Source organism: Microtetraspora sp. NBRC 13810 (assembly GCF_030268685.1).
In the GTDB taxonomy this organism is placed as follows: domain Bacteria; phylum Actinomycetota; class Actinomycetes; order Streptosporangiales; family Streptosporangiaceae; genus BSRQ01.
On record NZ_BSRQ01000003.1, the window covers coordinates 183,978 to 199,687 of the forward strand.

Genomic DNA, 15,710 nt, shown 5'->3' on the forward strand with positions numbered 1-15,710 from the left:
CCGCGGCGAGGGCGGGCGGCGGCCGGGACCGGACGAGCGCCGGGCGGGACGGCGGCCGGCACCGTGGCCGACAACACTGTGGCCGGCACTGTGGACGGCACTGTGGACGGCACTGTGGACGGCCGGGGCGCCGATGCGACATCCTGGCGTGTGCTGTTACGACAGTTGGAGTATCTGGTGGCCCTGGCCAGGGAACGGCACTTCGCGCGGGCCGCCGCCGCGTGCCACGTCTCCCAGCCCTCGCTGTCGGCCGCGATCAGGAAGCTCGAACGCGAGCTGGGCGTGGCGATCGTCCAGCGGGGCCGCAAGTTCGAGGGGCTCACCCCCGAGGGGGAACGCGTGCTCCAGTGGGCGCACCGCATCCTCGCCGAGTGCGACGCGTTGCGCCAGGACCTCTCCGCGATGCGCGACAGCCTGTCCGGCGTGCTGCGGATGGGCGCGATCCCGACCGCGCTGACCGCCGCCTCGCTGCTCACCGCGCCGTTCTGCGAGCGGCACGGCCACGCCAGGGTGTCGCTCTTCTCGCTGTCCTCGCGGGAGATCAGCAGGCAGATGGCGGAGTTCGAGCTCGACGTGGCGATGACGTACCTCGACGACGAGACTCCGGCCCACGTGCGGACGACCGTGCTGTACGAGGAGCGCTACCTGCTGCTGACGCCGGACGACGGCAGGCTGGCCCGGCGGGACATCGTGCGCTGGGCGGAGGTGGCCGCGATCCCGCTGTGCCTGCTGTCGCCGGAGATGCGCAACCGGCGCATCCTCGACGGCATCTTCCACGAGGCCGGGGCCGTGGTGGTGCCGGCGATCGAGACCGACACCGTCTCCGCGCTGTACGCGCACGTGGCCACGCACCGCTGGTCCAGCGTGATCTCGCACGCCTGGCTGCACATGTTCGGCGTACCGGAGGGGATGCGGGTGGTCCGGCTGGAGCGGCCGGCCACGGCGCCGCGGGTCGGCCTGGTGATCGCCGATCGCGATCCGGAGCCGGTCCTCGCCCGCGCCCTGCTGGACGTCACCCGGGAGGTGGACGTGCGAGACGCGCTCGATCGGGTGATGGCGCGCTACCTGGCGTCTCCCCCTTCATAGGAGCGATCTATCTGCAGATAGAAACTTTCGCTTTGACCTGCGGATACGTCCGCGGCGAGGCTGGAGGCACCAACCCCCGGCAACCGGATGAGGAGCCACCGCAATGGCGAAAGTCCTGTGCGTTCTGTACGACGACCCGGTGAACGGGTACCCCGCCACGTACGCCCGTGACGACCTCCCGGCTCTGGACGGCTACCCCGGCGGGCAGACCCTGCCCACCCCCGAGGCGATCGACTTCACCCCTGGCCATCTGCTCGGCAGCGTCTCCGGCGAGCTGGGCCTGCGCCGCTTCCTGGAGGAGCGCGGCCACACCCTCGTGGTCACCTCCGACAAGGACACCGGGAACTCCGCGTTCGACCGCGAGCTGACCGACGCGGACGTGGTGATCTCCCAGCCGTTCTGGCCCGCTTACCTGACCGCCGAGCGCCTCGCCAAGGCGCCCAACCTGAAGCTGGCGATCACGGCGGGCATCGGTTCCGACCACGTCGACCTGGACGCCGCCATCCGGCACGGCGTCACGGTGGCGGAGGTGACCTACTGCAACAGCATCAGCGTCGCCGAGCACGTGGTGATGATGACGCTGTCGCTGGTGCGCAACTACCTGCCCTCCAACCGGTGGGTGCTGGACGGCGGCTGGAACATCGCCGACTGCGTCAGCCGCTCCTACGACGTGGAGGGCATGCACGTCGGCACGGTCGCCGCCGGGCGGATCGGGCTGGCCGTGCTGCGCCGGCTCAAGCCGTTCGACATGCACCTGCACTACACCGACCGGCACCGGCTGTCGCGCGAGGTGGAGGAGGAACTGGGCCTCACCTGGCACCCGAGCACCGAGGACATGGTGCCGCACTGCGACGTGGTCACCGTCAACGCGCCGCTGCACCCGGAGACCGAGAACCTGTTCGACGACAAGCTGATCGCCTCCATGAAGCGCGGCGCCTATCTGATCAACACGGCGCGGGCCAGGATCGTGGACCGCGACGCCGTCGTGCGCGCCCTGGAGAGCGGCCGGCTCGCCGGGTACGCCGGGGACGTGTGGTACCCCCAGCCGGCCCCAGCCGACCACCCGTGGCGCAGCATGCCGAACCACGGCATGACCCCGCACATCTCGGGCTCCTCGCTGTCGGCGCAGGCGCGGTACGCGGCGGGCACCCGGGAGATCCTGGAGTCGTGGCTGGCGGGCACCCCGATCCGGGACGAGTACCTCATCGTCCAGGGCGGCGGCCTGGCCGGCACCGGCGCCCACTCCTACTCGACCCGCTCCTGACCTGACGGTCAGGCCCTGAGCGTCGCGGCGGGCGTCGGCCATCCGCCCGCCGCGACCCCGTCCGCCTCCCACGGTCCCGCCGGGACCGGGGGAGGCTTTCCGCTCTTCACCCGCGTGACGGGCGGGCTCGCGCGTCCACCTCGCCCCGCTCGCCGTCTCGGCGGTCCCCGCCGCCCGGCGGCCACCGGTGCAGGGCGCCGGTGCTCGTCGTGAACACCGCGTCGCGGCCGGGCTCCACGACCGAGCTCCACGACCGAGCGCGGGCTTGACCCCGGGACGCGGGCACTGTTGTAATGACGGCGTCGCGTGTCGCCGACCAGGAGGACGGCGGTGGCATGGAGGCACCGGACTTGGGATGTGTCGTGTCTACCTACACCTTCCGCGCCTGACGACGCCCTTCCTTTCTTCGCGGGGCGACTCCGCGCGCATCTGCCGCTGAGCCTCGCGCGTTCCCTTTCTCGCTGGTGAGCACCGGCCGCTGAGGCGTGCCGCGTGCCCGCCCGCGCCCGTCCGCCCGTATCCGGGATCCCCGTCCGCCTGACCGTGCCGTGCGCGGTTCCGGGCGGAAGGGTCCCGGCCGCCGGTTGACATCCCCCCTCCCACTGCATAACTTTCCCGCGTGATTACCTTTGCTTTCAAAGCAAAGGCAATCAACCGCGCCCGGACCACGAAGGAGCCCATCCGTGCCCACGGATTTCAACAAGCCGATCATCGAAGAGTTCAGAGCCAACGAAGGCAGGGTCGGCGGCTGGTTCGAGGGATCCCCGCTGATCCTGCTGACCACCACCGGAGCCAGGACCGGCAGGCCCAATGTCAGCCCTCTCGGCTACGTCCCCGACGGCGACCGCATCCTGGTCGTCGCCTCGGCCGCCGGCGCGCCGAACCATCCCGCCTGGTACCACAACCTGCTGGCCGACCCCTGGGTCACCGTGGAACTCGGCACCGAGACGTTCGAGGCGAACGCGGTACCCCTCCGTGGCGAGGAGCGCGACCGGCTCTTCGCCAAGGTGGTGGAGGTCGCCCCCGGGTACGCCGAGTACCAGGCCAAGACGTCGCGGATCATCCCGGTGGTGGCGCTGTACCGAACCGCCGTGGACGAGAAGCGGGCCCGCGCGATCGGCGACGAGCTGCGCGAGCTGCACGACTGGTTCCGCCAGGAGCTCGCGGAGCTGCTCGCCGAGGTCCGCGCCCACCGGGGCGGCGCGGAAGACGCGGCGGGGAAGCCTGCGCCAGCCCTGGGGCAGCAGCTGCGCGAACGCTGCCTGACGTTCTGCGAAGGGCTCGCCAGGCATCACGGCGGCGAGGACATGGTCGTCTTCCCGCACCTGGAGGACCGGTTCCCGCAGCTGAAGGAGGCGCTGGACCGGCTGCGGCGGGAACACGTCACCGTGGAACGGCTGCGCGACGAGCTACGCGACGCGGTCGCCGCCCTCGGCACCGGGGACGCCGCGGAGTCCGAGCGCCTCGGCGACGAGATCGAACGGCTGGCGGCCGAGCTGTCGGCGCACTTCGACTACGAGGAGGATCAGCTCGTCCCGGCCCTCAACTCCCTCACCGACGCCCCCTGGCCGTCCCCGCGATGACACGCCCGGCGCGCCGCCGCGCCCCGAGGGCGATGCGATAGAACAGACCGCATGCAAGATCAGACGATCAGTGGTTTCCTGGAGCAGTTGGCCGCCAAGGTCCCCGCCCCCGGCGGCGGGGCCAGCGCCGCCCTGCACGCCGCGCAGGGGGCGGCGTTGCTGGGCATGGTCGCCCGCTACAGCACCGGCGAGAAGTACGCGGGCGACGCCGAGGCCATCACGCGGATCCGCACGGAGGCCGACCGGCTGCGCGGGCGCGCGGTCGAGCTGGCCGCCGAGGACGCGGCGGCCTTCACCGCGGTCACGGACGCCTACCGGCTGCCGAAGGGGACCGACGCGGAGAAGGACGCCCGCGGGGCCGCCATCGCCGCCGCGTCGGCGGGCGCGGCGAAGCCGCCCGCGGACACGATCACTCTGGCCGGCCACCTGGTGGGCCTGGCCGAGGAACTGCTGCCGATCGCCAACCGCAACGTCGTCACCGACGTGGCGGCCGCCGCCGAGGCCGCCCGCGCCGCGCTGACCACGGCCAGGGTCAACGTGGAGGTCAACCTCGCGGGCGTCCGGGACGGCGAGACGCACGCCGCGCTGGGCGGCGTGCTCGGCACGGTGGACGACCACGTGCGGCGGGCCGAGCGTCTCACCGAGCAGGTCCGCGCGGAGATCGCCCGATGAGCGCCACCGTGCTGTCCGGCCGGGAGCTGGCCGCCGACCTGCGCGCCGACGCCGCCCGGCGGGCCGCGAAGGGCGACCCGCCGCGGCTGGCGGTCGTCACGGCCACCGCGGACGAGTCCAGCGCCTGGTACGTGCGCTCGATCGCCGGCGCGGCGGGGAAGGCCGGCATCGCCTGTGACGTCGTCGATCTCGGCCCGGACGCCCCGGTGGAGACGATCCGCCGGCGGCTGGCCGAGCTCGGCGCGGACGACGCGGTGCACGGCGTCATCCTGCAGACCCCGCTGCCCGGCGGCGCGACGCTGGCCAACCTCGCCTTGGCCATCCCGCCGGGCAAGGACGTCGACGGCGCCGCGCCGCTGTCGCTGGGCCGCCTGATGGCCGGCCTGCCCGCCTTCGCCCCGGCCACCGCCGAGGCGGTCGTCGCGCTGCTCGACCGGCACGGCGTCGATCCCGCGGGCCGCAGGGTGGTGGTCGTCGGGCGTTCCACCGTGGTCGGCAAGCCGCTGTCCCAGCTCCTGCTGGCCAGGAACGCCACGGTCACCGTCGCCCACTCGCGCACCGCCGACCTCGCCGCGGTCACCGCCGAGGCCGACATCCTCGTCGCCGCCGCGGGCCGTATCGGGCTCATCACTCCAGACCATGTCAAGCCCGGCGCGGTGGTGGTGGACGTGGGCACCAATCCGACCCCGGACGGGGGCCTCGCCGGTGACGTGGACCCCGCCGTGGCCGGGCGCGCCGGCGCGCTCAGCCCGGTGCCGGGCGGCGTCGGCCCGGTCACCACCGCCCTCCTCCTCCAGCACACCGTGAAAGCCGCCGGCCGCTGACCGCCGCACCGAGGCCCGGCCGGCTCCGGCCGGGCTCCGGCCCTCACCCGGCCGGGCCGGCCAGCGGCGCGGGAAGCGGGCGGGAGTGCAGGACGTCCAGCCGGGAGACGGCGCGGGTGAGCGCCACGTAGAGCCGGTTGAGGCCGCGCCGCTCGGCCCGCACGATGTCCGCCGGTTCGGCCACCACCACGTGGTCGTACTCCAGGCCCTTCACCAGGGTCGCCGGCATCACGCTGATCCGGCCGCCGGACTCCGGGCCCGCCAGGTGCAGCCCGGCGTCCCACAGCGCGGCCGTCAGCCCTTCCACCGCGTCGTCGGCGGCGATCACGCCGATCGACCCCTCGTGCCGCAGCGCCTCCCGCACCGCGGCGACCGTCGCGCGCGGCACGTCGTCGGCGGCGGTCACCCGCAGCGTGCCGTCCGAGCGGTGGGAGCGGGTCGGCGGCACGTCCACGTCCAGCGCGGCGAGCAGCCGGTTGGCGAGCGCGACCACCGCCGCGGGGACCCGGAAGCCGGTGCTCAGCGCGATCACCTTCGCCTCCGGCTTCCCCAGGTGGGCGAGCAGGGCCGGCCAGTCGCGGGCGGCCCACGGCGTGGTGCCCTGCGCCAGGTCGCCGAGCACGGTGAGGGAACCGTGCTCGCTGCGCCGGGCGACGGCCCGGCACTGCATCGCCGACAGGTCCTGCGCCTCGTCCACGATGACGTGCCCGTAGCCGCGCGGGCGTTCCAGCAGCCCGGCGACCTCGTCGATGAGCACCAGGTCGGCGCTCGACCAGCGGGCGGTCCTGACCGAGCGCGGCGGCCTGGCCCAGCCGATCGCCGCCTGCTCCGGCGGCGTGAGCACCCCGTCCGCGGCGGCGGCCAGCTCCCGCGGGTCGGACAGCAGCCCGGCCACCACCTCCTCCGCGCGCACGGCAGGCCACACCTCGTCCAGGAACGCCGTGACGCCCCGGCCCATCTTCCGCTCCCACCCCGCGCCGGTGCTCCGCCCCCGGATCTCCGCCTGCCGCCGCAGCAGCGCCACGACCCGGGAGCGCACCCGCTCCCGCCCGACCGCGTACGGCGTCGCCTCCCTGCGGGTGTCGTCCACGATCCGGCGCAGCTCGGGTTCCGGCACCCGCCACCGGTAGGACCCGTCGGCGACGACGAGCGGCTCCTGCGGCCTGCGCACCCGCGCGTAGAGCGCCCGGCGCAGCACCCGGGCCATCCGGGCGTCGTGCTTGACCACCGCGGCCGCCTCCCCGTCGGCGCCCCGCGCCGTGCCCGGCGACGGCCCGGCCGCCAGCAGCTCCTCGACGGTGGTCTGCTCGACGTCCACCTCGCCGAGCGCCGGCAGCACCGCCGCGATGTAGCCGATGAACGCCCGGTTCGGGCCCAGCACCAGCACCCCGGCGCGTTCCAGCCGCCGCCGGTGGGCGTAGAGGAGGTAGGCCGCGCGGTGCAGCCCGACGGCGGTCTTGCCGGTGCCGGGCGCGCCCTGGACGCAGATCGACTCCTCCAGCATGGCGCGGACCAGGTCGTCCTGCTCAGGCTGGATGGTGGCGACGATGTCCCGCATGGGGCCGACGCGGGGCCGTTCGATCTCGGCGGCCAGGATCCGGCTCGCGCCGCCCAGCTCCCTGCCCAGGTCGAGCCGCTCGTCCTCGAAGCCGGTCAGCTCGGTGCCCGCCCAGCCGAAACGCCGCCGTACCGTGACGCCCTGCGGGTCGCGGGCGCCGGCCCGGTAGAACGCCCGGGACACCGGGGCGCGCCAGTCGATCACCACCGGCTGCTCGCCGACCTCGCCGGAGATGTGCCGCCGGCCGATGTAGTAGCGCCGCCCGGCGTGGTCGCCCGCGCCGAAGTCGAGCCGGCCGAAGAACGGCGGTCCCCCGGGCTCCTCGTCGAGCTGTTCGGCCAGGCTCTTGAGGTGACGGCCGAGGCGCTCCGCGCTGTAGCGGTCGCCCGCGACGGTCTCGCCGACGACGACGTTGAGCCGCGCGCCGTCCAACATCCTGCGCAGCGCCGTCTCGCAGCGCGCGACGTAGTCCTTCTCCTCCCGGAGAGCGGTCATCTCACACCCCCAAGGGTTAACCGAGTTAAGAATTTAACCAGGTTAACAGCTTGGTAGGGTGGTGCCGTGACCGGACTACGCGATCTGAAGAAGCGGCGGATCCACGAGGCGCTCTCCACCGCGGCCGTCACGCTCTTCCTGGAGCGCGGCTTCGCCGAGGTGTCGGTGGCCGAGGTCGCCGCCGCCGCGGAGGTGTCCAAACCGACGCTGTTCAAGTACTTCGCGTCCAAGGAGGACCTCGCGCTGCACCGGATCGCCGACCACCAGGGCGAGCCGGCCCGGGTGGTACGGGGCCGGCGTCCCGGCGAGGACCCGCTGGCCGCGCTGCGCCGGCACTTCCTGGCCGGACTGGACCGGCGCGACCCGGTCACCGGGCTCAACGACGACGCCGAGGTGCTCGCGTACCACGGGATGATCTTCGGCACTCCGGGACTGGCGGCCCGGGTGTTCCACTACATAACGATGGACGAGGAGGCTCTCGCGGCGGCCCTCGCCGAGGCGTGGGGCGACGATCGGGACGGCCTTACCGCGCGCCTCGCGGCCGGCCAGGCGCTCACCGCGCAGCGCGTCCTCGCCCGCCGCAACTGGGCGGCCCTCGTCGCGGGCGCGACGGCGGCGCAGGTCCACCCCGAGGCGCGCGACGCCGCCGAGCACGCCTTCGACCTGCTCCGCGACGGCTTCGGAACGACCACAGGAACGCCCACAGGAACGACAGAAGGCACCACGCCGGGTACTACGGCCTGAGCCACGAGCGCTCAGCGTGGAGAAGGGCGCGCGGCACCGCTCGGCTGCCGGGCGGGTGCCGCCTGGCAGCCGACGGCTTCCGGCCGGTCGGCGGGGGCGCGCGCCGCTCGGGCGCGCGCCCCCGTGCTACCTCACGGCGTCACGGCCGGTCGTGCCGGACGTACTCGGCTCCCGTCTGTTTGTGGTGCTGAGGCCGCCTCATGCCCAGGAGGCCGAGGAGACCGAGGAGACCTGCCAGCCCCCACAGACCGCCGCCGCCACCGTCGTCCCTGTCGCCCTGGGGAGGCGAGGGCTGCTGCTGCGTGATCGGCGTCGTAGCAGGGGCCTCCGCGATCGCCGCGCTCGTCGGCGCGAGCGCGAGGCAGATCGCCAGCCCAAGGCCACTGAGTGTTTTCCGCATCTTTCCCCCCATAGGACCCCGTTCGCGGAGCCCTGGTCGGCGTCCCGGCCTAGCCAGGCCGCACCGTGATGTGCAGTTTCGCCTACCGGCAATCGGGCCTCTCAAACCTCGCGGGCTCCCGTCCGGGCGCCGGAGGGACCCGCAGGTCAGGCGGGAGCGCCGACGTGGGCGCCGGGCAGCCGGGCCGCCCAGTCCGCGACCCGGCGCAGGAAAGCGACCGCGGTGGGGAGGTGGTCGGCCTCGGGGAGCAGGACGCCGGCGTGGAAGGCATGCGGCATGTGCTGGTAGATGTCGAGTTCGACGTCCACCCCGGCGTCGTCCGCAGCCTGCGCGAAACGCCTGGCGTCGTCGAGCAGCACGGTGACCGGCGAGACGACCGTCGCAGCCGACAAGGCCGGATCCCGGTCACGGCAAACCGTATTCCCGTGCTATTCAGCAAATGTTAATAAATAGCCATTTCTGCGCCACGGTTGATATCCGGTGAAGCGAAATGCGACACTCGTGGTCGCAATTATCCCCTTCGTTCTTTACGGAAGGAATCATGCACCGAAGCCCGTCCGCGCGCGTGCTCCTGTCCACCGCGACGATCGCCGCCGTGCTGTTTCCCGCCACGGCGGCCCAGGCCGCCACCGCGCCGCACGAGATCGCCGCCACGGCCGCCGCCAAGACGAAGACGTTGTCCTTCCGGGGAATGAGCCTCAAGATCCCCGCCGGTTGGCGGGTCTACCGCAACGTGCCGAACGCCGAAGGCGACCGGGTCCGGGTGGTCACCGGGACGTGTCCGAGGGAGATGACCGACAACATATTCCGGTGCGACTCGTTCGACCTCTACGGGCCCAAATGGATCGCGCGGGCACACGCGGGAGAGCCCTATGACGCCCGCCGGCCCTTTCACCCCGGCACCGGCGTGGCGCCCTGCCCGACCCGGTTGGACGCCGTGCTGAAATACCGTTCCGGTAAACCGTCCGCGACCGGTCAGCGCCCGGTGGGACGCGGCCACGAGGCCCGCTACCGGGCCTACGACGGCGTGTGCTCACCCGCCGGCGGTCGCAAGGTCGTCGCCACCTTCACCCAGCGCGAGTGGCACCTGGCCAAGCAGAGAATCCTCGTCGTGGACGTCTGGGACACCCCCGGCCTGGCGACCGTCCTGCGGAACGCCACCTGGAGGTGACCCGCCCCGTGCGACCGGCCTCGCGGGCGCGCCCGGCAACGCGCGCCCGGCAACGCGCGCCCGGCAACGCGCGCCCGGCCACGCGCAGCCGGGTACGGCGGGCGGGCACGGCGGGCGGCACGGGACCGGCGTCCCGGAACGGGGAAGCCGGTGCTACGCGCAGCGCTCCGGCGAGCCGCCGCCCACCGTCTGGAGCCCGCCGCCGGCACTCCGGAGCGAGCCTCCACCGGCCTCCCACGGCGCGCACCCGAGGCCGTCGGCGCCCACGTCGGCGGCCACGGGGAGCCGCGCCCGCACGGTCACCTCTTCCGGCGCCGCGCACACCTGCGGCTCTACGACGCAGTCCTGATCCGCCGGCACCGCGCACGCCTGCGGCACCTCGCCACAGTCCTGATCCGCGTCCACGTAGGCGGCCGGCGCGTCCAGGAGCCGCCTCGGCCCCGCCCCCATGGCGGCGAGCCGGTCATAGGGGTTGGCCAGGGCGCAGCGGTCGATCGACAGGCAGCCGCAGCCGACGCAGTCGGTGAAGTCGTCGCGCAACTGCTGCAACTGGCGGATGCGCTCGTCGAGGTCGGCACGCCAGCGCTCGGACAGCCGCAGCCAGTCGGCCCGGGTCGGGGTGCGGGCGCCGGGCAGCTCGTTGAGGGCCTCGCCGACGACCGCCAGCGGGATGCCGACCCGCTGGGCGATGCGGATGAGCGCCACACGGCGCAACGTGTCGCGCCGGTAGCGGCGCTGGTTGCCCGTCGTGCGGCGGCTGGAGATCAGCCCCTGCCGCTCGTAGAAGTGCAGCGCCGAGACCGCCACACCGCTGCGCTCGGCGAGCTGGCCAACCGTCAGCTCGTGTGCCGGATCGTCCACGGCCGTCCTCCCTCGCTCGCGTTCGGGTCGCCGACCCGCCGACCTGGACCTTAGTCGAGGTTCTATCCTCTCCCGCCTGGCCGGTCAACTCGCCCCGAAACACCGGGCCATCCGCCGGAAACGGACGGTGCGGGTGACGGCCACCGGAGCGGGTCGCGGGCTTAGAGTGTGCCTCGTGCCGCCGCCCGGCGGTCTGAGGTCCTTTCCCCGCCGGCGGAGGTCCGTGCACGATGAGCGAACCCGTGGCCTTCTGGGTCGACCACGACTACGACCGCGAGCGTGCCGGGGACGGGGTCAGCCGCTACGGCGAGCACGTCAGGAACAACGCCGCGGAGTTCGCCGACTGCTACGGCGACATCGCCCCGGTGGCCTTCGCGTGCACGGCGTGGCGGATCGCCACCTCGCCCGTCCTGTCCCCCGGCTACGTGCGCTGGCACCGGCGCATCCTGTCCGCCCGCTGCGTACGCAACCAGTGGGACGGCACCCTGTCGGCCAGGATCGAGCTGGTCTCACCCCGGCCCGCCACGCTCACCTGGTCCCCCGACTGGCAGGGCGACCGCGAGTGGCGCGACTGGCCGCAGACCTTCGGCCAGTTCCTCGAACCCTCCGAACAGGATCTCGTCAAGACGTCCTACCTGCGGGCCATGCTGCTCATCCAGACGCCGATCCCGCTGGACGGCCTGCCCGAGGCCCCCGCCGAACCGCAGGACGCGCTGGAGGACACCGCCCGCCGCACGGTCGTCCTGCTGGCCAGGAAGCTGAACGAGGCGGTCATGCCGATCGTGCGGCAACTGGAGCGCTGGTGAGCCGCCACGAGGCCGTACCGGGCTAGGATCAGGCCGGTGGACGCGCTTGCCGTACCCGGCCCGGGCCTCCGCCCCGGCGGGACGCTCACCCCCGCCACCGACCCCTACCACGTCTACCTCGACTCGCTCACCAGCGCCGAGTCCCGGCGCACGATGGGCGGCTGCCTGGACCGGATCGCCCGGGTGCTCACCGGCGACGAGTCCGCGGGCGGCGCGGGGCAGCCGTGGCACCTGCTGCGCTACGAGCACACCGTGCGGATCCGCGCGATCCTCGGCGAGCAGGGCTGGTCGCCCGCCTACGTCAACAAGCATCTCGTCGCGCTGCGCCGGGTGCTGCGCGAGGCGTGGCGGCTCGGGCAGATGACCGCCGAGGACTACCAGCGCGCCGCCGACCTGCCCACCGTGAGCCACACCCGGCTGCCCGCGGGCTCGCACGTGCCGCCGGAGGTGGTGGGCGCCGCACTGGCCGCCTGCGACGACGACGGATCCCCTGCGGGCCGGCGCGACGCCGCGATGGTGGCGGTGCTCTACTCCACCGGCTGCCGCCGCGCCGAGGTCGCCGGGCTCGCACTGGCCGACTACGACCCGGCGGCGCGTTCCCTGCGCGTACGCGGCAAACGGGACAAGGAGCGCATGGTCTACCTGACCGGGCAGGCCGTGGCCCGGGTCGAACGCTGGCTCGCCGTACGCGGCCAGGCGGCGGGCGCGCTGTTCTGCCCGATCAGCAGGGCCGGGCGGCTGCGCCAGCGCGGCGGCGCGCCCGCCCCGATGACCGGCCAGGCGGTGGCCGACATTCTCACCCGCAGGCTCGCCGCCGCCGGGGCCGCGAAGAAGACCCCGCACGACTTCCGGCGCACCTTCATCGGCGAGCTGCTGGACGCCGGCGTCGACCTCGCCACCGCCCAGGCCCTGGTCGGGCACGCCTCACCGGCCACCACCGCCCGCTACGACCGGCGCCCGGAGCACCGCCGCCGGGAGGCCGTGGACCGGCTCCAGCTCCCGCCGTCGCGCCCCCTGTAGGGGTTCGCGACCGGCACCGGAACACGCCGGGGCACCCCCGGTGGAATAAGCAGTGTCCGGCGTCCGTTAGAGTCAAGTGGCCGATGTGGTCTGTGTCCCCCGGGCCGCAAATTACCGCCTTCACGGAATACCGTTCGGCTGGAGCCGTGTTGTGCCTCTCGCCGAGGAGGCGACCGCCACATCGGCCCCTAGGCCATGAAGGCCCCGCGAGCGCCCCCGTCTCGCGGGGCCTTCGCCGTGTCCGGCCTGTCTCCGGCCTGTCTCCGGCCCCTGTCCGGCTTGTGTCCCGCCCGGGTCCGGCCCGGGTCCGGCCCTCGCCGGGATGCGGCGGCCGTCTCGGTTGCGTGGCGGGGGCGGTCCGCGCGTAGGGTTAGCGGCGTCAGCCGTACTGCGAGGAGAGTCCGTGCTCTACGAGGTCACGAAGTTCGTCAGTGCTCCGTTCCTGCACCTGCTGTGGCGCCCGGAGGTCACCGGAGCCCAGTACGTGCCGGCCCGCGGCCCGGCCATCCTCGCGTCCAACCACCTGTCCGTCCTGGACTCCACCTTCCTGCCGCTGATGCTGCCCAGAAAGGTGGTCTTCGGCGCCAAGGCCGAATACTTCACCGGCAACCGGCTCACCGCCATGTACATGAAGGCCACCGGCCAGATCAGCGTGGACCGGGACAGCGCCCACGCCGCGCAGGGCATGCTGGACGCGGCGGTCGGCGTGCTGAACGCAGGCGACCTGTTCGGCCTCTACCCCGAGGGCACCCGCTCCCCCGACGGCCGCCTCTACCGCGGCAAGATCGGCGTGGCCTGGCTGACCCTGAAGACCGGCGTGCCGGTCATCCCGGTCGCGATGTTCGGCACCGAGAAGGTGCTGCCGATCGGCGCGTCCGTCCCGCGCATCGCCAAGATCGGCATCAAGCTCGGCGAGCCCATGACGTTCAGCGGCGACGCGGGGCACGCCCGCACCAGGCGCGAGGTGACCGACCAGATCATGGCCGAGATCCAGAAACTGTCCGGCCAGGAGTACGTGCCGTCCTACGCCGCGAGCGTCAAGGCCCGCCTGGAAGAGGCCGCCTGACCCTCCCCGGGACGGCCCCGGCGCATGTCAGAGGCGCATCCGGCCGCGGGCGGCGCTAGGCTCGGTACCGCCGGGGCCCGTCGACCATCAGGGGGTGCGCGTGCCACGGGGCCATACGATCGCGATCACTTCGGTGGTCACCGTGCTGGCGGTGGGGGCCGTCGCCGGTGGCGCCTACTACGTCCTGCACACGCGGGGCACGCCGCGGGAGACCGCGCAGACCTTCCTCCAGGCGTGGCAGCGCGGCGACCTCACCGCCATGCGCGGTGAGGTGGCCGCACCCGGACCGGCGTTCACGCCCGCCTACCAGGCGCTGGCGAAGAACCTCGGGGTGCGCTCGACCACGGTGACGCTCACCGGCGTGCGCGAGGCCGACGACTCGGCCGTCGCGGCGTTCAAGGCCGTGCAGCACTTCAGAACCGGCGGGCAGTGGTCCTACGACGGCAGCCTCCGGCTCAAGGTCGAGGACCGCAGGTGGAAGGTCGACTGGTCGCCCGCCGCCATCCACCCCGACCTCACCGACAGCACGAAGCTGGCGCTGAAGACCGTGTGGCCGGCCAGGGCCGCGATCACCGACGCCCGCGGCGAGCGCATCGACGACGGCGACGACGGCGGCTCGGTGCAGCAGCTCGTCGGCTACCTGGACAAGGCCACCGCCAAGGACGCGTCCCAGCTCGGCGCCGCCTACAAGACGGGCGACAGCGTCGGCAGAGGCGGGCTGCAGGCCACCTTCGAGAAGCGGCTCGCCGGTGTGCCCACCACCGAGATCGAGCTCGCCGGCGCCGGCGGCAAACGGGTCAAACTGCTCGGCTCGGTCCCCGGCAAGGAGGGCGAGCCGCTGCGCACCACGCTGGACACCGGGGTTCAGAAGGCCGCCGCCGACACGGTGAGCAAGGTCTCCAAGACCACCTCGCTGGTCGCCGTCCGGCCCTCGACCGGGGAGATCCTGGCCGTGGTCAACAACCAGGGCGGCTTCAACCGGGCGCTGGACGGCCGCTACCCGCCCGGTTCCACGTTCAAGACCGTCACGGCGATCGGGCTGCTCGCCGAGGGCGTCTCGGCGGGCGAGCAGGTCACCTGCCCGCAGTACGTCACGGTGGGCGGCCTGCAGATCCGCAACTCCGAGCACGAGCAGTTCGGGGCGCTGTCCTTCTCCGACGCCTTCGCCGAGTCGTGCAACACCACCTTCGCCCCGCTGGCCGCCCAGCGGCTCGGCGCGGACAAGCTGCTGGCCGCCGCCGAGATGGTCGGCTTCAACCAGCCGCTGAACATCGGCCTGCACGCCACCAAGGCCAGCGTGCCCAAGGCGGGCAGCGAGGCCGAGCTGGCCGCGGAGGCGTTCGGCCAGGGCCGGATCACCGCGAGCCCGCTGGTGATGGCCACGGTCGCCGCGGCGGCCGCCGACGGCACCTGGCGCCCGCCGACGCTGGTCACCTCGCTCCAGCAGCGCGCGAAGCCCAGGAAGCTGCCGGAGAACGTGGTGGGGCCGCTGCGCTCCATGATGGCGGCGGTGGTCACCAAGGGCACCGCCCGCTCGGCCGGGCTGCCCGCCGGGACCAGCGGCAAGACCGGCACCGCGGAGTACGGCTCGGGTAGCGACCTCGACACCCACGCGTGGTTCATCGGCTTCCGCGGCGACCTGGCGTTCGCGGTGGTGGTCGAGGGCGGGGGCGGCGGAGGCGCCGTGGCCGCGCCGGTGGCGGCGCGCTTCCTGCGCGCCCTCGGCTGAGCCGTGGCGACCGGGGGTCACAGCGGCAGGGCCGCCGCCATCTCGGGACGCAGCACCAGGACGAGCAGGGCGGAGATCAGAACGGCGATCACCAGCCAGCTCACCATGATGACGACCGTGGAACGGCGTGGCCTGCGCAACCGCCCGCCCGACCCGCGTGTCTCCCGCTCGCGTGCGGAGTTCTGCCTGTTCTCCTTGCGCTGCACGCGCTCGTTGAACGACTCAAGCCGCGACGCCAGTCGCGGATCATCGTCGACGAGGTGGCGCTCGATCTGTGCGAGCACCCGCTCCTCGTCCTGCGACCAGGCCATGCCTAACCTCCGGAACGCAGTGTTTGTGCCGACTTTCTGCCCAGACGCGAAGATCATTATCCTCACCAAGAGCAGGTAATTCCGGCCTCACCGAAGTTGCGATCATGCTCGAACACCTGT

Annotated in this window: 16 protein-coding genes and 1 pseudogene; 11 read left to right on the forward strand and 6 right to left on the reverse strand. The window is 73.3% G+C overall.

The genetic code is table 11. From position 1 onward, the window contains the following. Window positions 1–63 precede the first annotated feature (63 nt). Window positions 64–1,086 (forward strand): LysR family transcriptional regulator, encoded by a 1,023-nt coding sequence (locus tag QSK26_RS08000; RefSeq protein ID WP_285774353.1) that lies wholly within the window; start codon window positions 64–66, stop codon window positions 1,084–1,086. A 103-nt stretch (window positions 1,087–1,189) separates the two neighbouring features. After that, window positions 1,190–2,350 carry an NAD-dependent formate dehydrogenase gene (locus QSK26_RS08005; protein ID WP_285774354.1) on the forward strand — a complete coding sequence of 387 codons (1,161 nt, stop codon included), beginning with the start codon at window positions 1,190–1,192 and terminating at the stop codon, window positions 2,348–2,350. 106 nt (window positions 2,351–2,456) lie between these two features. Here QSK26_RS08005 and QSK26_RS08010 read toward each other — a convergent pair whose 3' ends face one another. Beyond that, window positions 2,457–2,588: a hypothetical protein gene (locus QSK26_RS08010; RefSeq protein WP_285774355.1), complete on the reverse strand. Its 132-nt coding sequence runs from the start codon at window positions 2,586–2,588 to the stop codon at window positions 2,457–2,459. Between the two features lie 445 nt (window positions 2,589–3,033). On the opposite strand from QSK26_RS08010, the gene QSK26_RS08015 reads away from it, so the two are divergent. The 3 genes from QSK26_RS08015 to QSK26_RS08025 are packed head-to-tail and all read left to right on the forward strand — an operon-like array spanning window position 3,034 to window position 5,429. Then, window positions 3,034–3,933, forward strand: coding sequence for a nitroreductase/quinone reductase family protein (locus tag QSK26_RS08015; protein WP_285774356.1), 900 nt, complete (start codon window positions 3,034–3,036; stop codon window positions 3,931–3,933). Window positions 3,934–3,984: 51 nt separating this feature from the next. After that, a complete protein-coding gene (locus tag QSK26_RS08020) occupies window positions 3,985–4,605 on the forward strand; it encodes a cyclodeaminase/cyclohydrolase family protein (protein ID WP_285774357.1) in 621 nt (206 codons plus the stop codon). Beyond that, entirely contained in the window at window positions 4,602–5,429 is an 828-nt protein-coding gene (locus QSK26_RS08025) for a bifunctional 5,10-methylenetetrahydrofolate dehydrogenase/5,10-methenyltetrahydrofolate cyclohydrolase (RefSeq protein ID WP_285774358.1), read from the forward strand. The genes QSK26_RS08020 and QSK26_RS08025 overlap by 4 nt, the downstream gene beginning before the upstream one ends. A 43-nt stretch (window positions 5,430–5,472) precedes the next feature. Here QSK26_RS08025 and QSK26_RS08030 read toward each other — a convergent pair whose 3' ends face one another. Then, window positions 5,473–7,482, reverse strand: a complete 2,010-nt coding sequence (locus QSK26_RS08030; RefSeq protein WP_285774359.1) for a HelD family protein — start codon at window positions 7,480–7,482, stop codon at window positions 5,473–5,475. 66 nt (window positions 7,483–7,548) lie between these two features. Here QSK26_RS08030 and QSK26_RS08035 point away from each other — a divergent pair, with 66 nt between their 5' ends. Then, entirely contained in the window at window positions 7,549–8,226 is a 678-nt protein-coding gene (locus QSK26_RS08035; protein ID WP_285774360.1) for a TetR family transcriptional regulator, read from the forward strand. 139 nt (window positions 8,227–8,365) lie between these two features. On the opposite strand, the gene QSK26_RS08040 is transcribed toward QSK26_RS08035, so the two are convergent. Continuing rightward, window positions 8,366–8,626 (reverse strand): WGxxGxxG family protein, encoded by a 261-nt coding sequence (locus tag QSK26_RS08040; protein WP_285774361.1) that lies wholly within the window; start codon window positions 8,624–8,626, stop codon window positions 8,366–8,368. Window positions 8,627–8,772: 146 nt separating this feature from the next. Next, window positions 8,773–9,018, reverse strand: a complete 246-nt coding sequence (locus QSK26_RS08045) for an alpha/beta hydrolase family protein (RefSeq protein WP_285774362.1) — start codon at window positions 9,016–9,018, stop codon at window positions 8,773–8,775. A gap of 149 nt (window positions 9,019–9,167) precedes the next feature. Between QSK26_RS08045 and QSK26_RS08050 the strand changes: the two genes are divergently transcribed. Then, complete coding sequence (locus QSK26_RS08050) at window positions 9,168–9,797, forward strand: hypothetical protein (protein WP_285774363.1); 630 nt, start codon at window positions 9,168–9,170, stop codon at window positions 9,795–9,797. A 417-nt stretch (window positions 9,798–10,214) separates the two neighbouring features. On the opposite strand, the pseudogene soxR reads toward QSK26_RS08050, so the two are convergent. After that, a pseudogene (soxR, locus tag QSK26_RS08055) lies at window positions 10,215–10,658 on the reverse strand (redox-sensitive transcriptional activator SoxR); the annotation flags it as partial. 230 nt (window positions 10,659–10,888) lie between these two features. On the opposite strand from soxR, the gene QSK26_RS08060 reads away from it, so the two are divergent. From QSK26_RS08060 to QSK26_RS08075, 4 genes are all read left to right on the forward strand, one after another. After that, a complete protein-coding gene (locus QSK26_RS08060; protein ID WP_285774364.1) occupies window positions 10,889–11,464 on the forward strand; it encodes a hypothetical protein in 576 nt (191 codons plus the stop codon). 36 nt (window positions 11,465–11,500) lie between these two features. Further along, window positions 11,501–12,484 (forward strand): tyrosine-type recombinase/integrase, encoded by a 984-nt coding sequence (locus tag QSK26_RS08065; protein WP_285774365.1) that lies wholly within the window; start codon window positions 11,501–11,503, stop codon window positions 12,482–12,484. A 403-nt stretch (window positions 12,485–12,887) separates the two neighbouring features. Beyond that, complete coding sequence (locus QSK26_RS08070; RefSeq protein ID WP_285774366.1) at window positions 12,888–13,550, forward strand: lysophospholipid acyltransferase family protein; 663 nt, start codon at window positions 12,888–12,890, stop codon at window positions 13,548–13,550. 100 nt (window positions 13,551–13,650) lie between these two features. Then, window positions 13,651–15,279 (forward strand): penicillin-binding transpeptidase domain-containing protein, encoded by a 1,629-nt coding sequence (locus QSK26_RS08075; RefSeq protein WP_285774367.1) that lies wholly within the window; start codon window positions 13,651–13,653, stop codon window positions 15,277–15,279. A 17-nt stretch (window positions 15,280–15,296) separates the two neighbouring features. Here QSK26_RS08075 and QSK26_RS08080 read toward each other — a convergent pair whose 3' ends face one another. After that, complete coding sequence (locus tag QSK26_RS08080) at window positions 15,297–15,590, reverse strand: DUF3040 domain-containing protein (protein WP_285774368.1); 294 nt, start codon at window positions 15,588–15,590, stop codon at window positions 15,297–15,299. Window positions 15,591–15,710 lie beyond the last annotated feature (120 nt).

Coding starts and splice junctions, on each gene's coding strand:
- QSK26_RS08080 (WP_285774368.1), bottom strand. CDS start 15,590: ATGGCCTGGTCGCAGGACGAGGAGCGGGTGCTCGCACAGATCGAGCGC.
- QSK26_RS08020 (WP_285774357.1), top strand. CDS start 3,985: ATGCAAGATCAGACGATCAGTGGTTTCCTGGAGCAGTTGGCCGCCAAG.
- QSK26_RS08060 (WP_285774364.1), top strand. CDS start 10,889: ATGAGCGAACCCGTGGCCTTCTGGGTCGACCACGACTACGACCGCGAG.
- QSK26_RS08025 (WP_285774358.1), top strand. CDS start 4,602: ATGAGCGCCACCGTGCTGTCCGGCCGGGAGCTGGCCGCCGACCTGCGC.
- QSK26_RS08050 (WP_285774363.1), top strand. CDS start 9,168: ATGCACCGAAGCCCGTCCGCGCGCGTGCTCCTGTCCACCGCGACGATC.
- QSK26_RS08030 (WP_285774359.1), bottom strand. CDS start 7,482: ATGACCGCTCTCCGGGAGGAGAAGGACTACGTCGCGCGCTGCGAGACG.
- QSK26_RS08040 (WP_285774361.1), bottom strand. CDS start 8,626: ATGCGGAAAACACTCAGTGGCCTTGGGCTGGCGATCTGCCTCGCGCTC.
- QSK26_RS08005 (WP_285774354.1), top strand. CDS start 1,190: ATGGCGAAAGTCCTGTGCGTTCTGTACGACGACCCGGTGAACGGGTAC.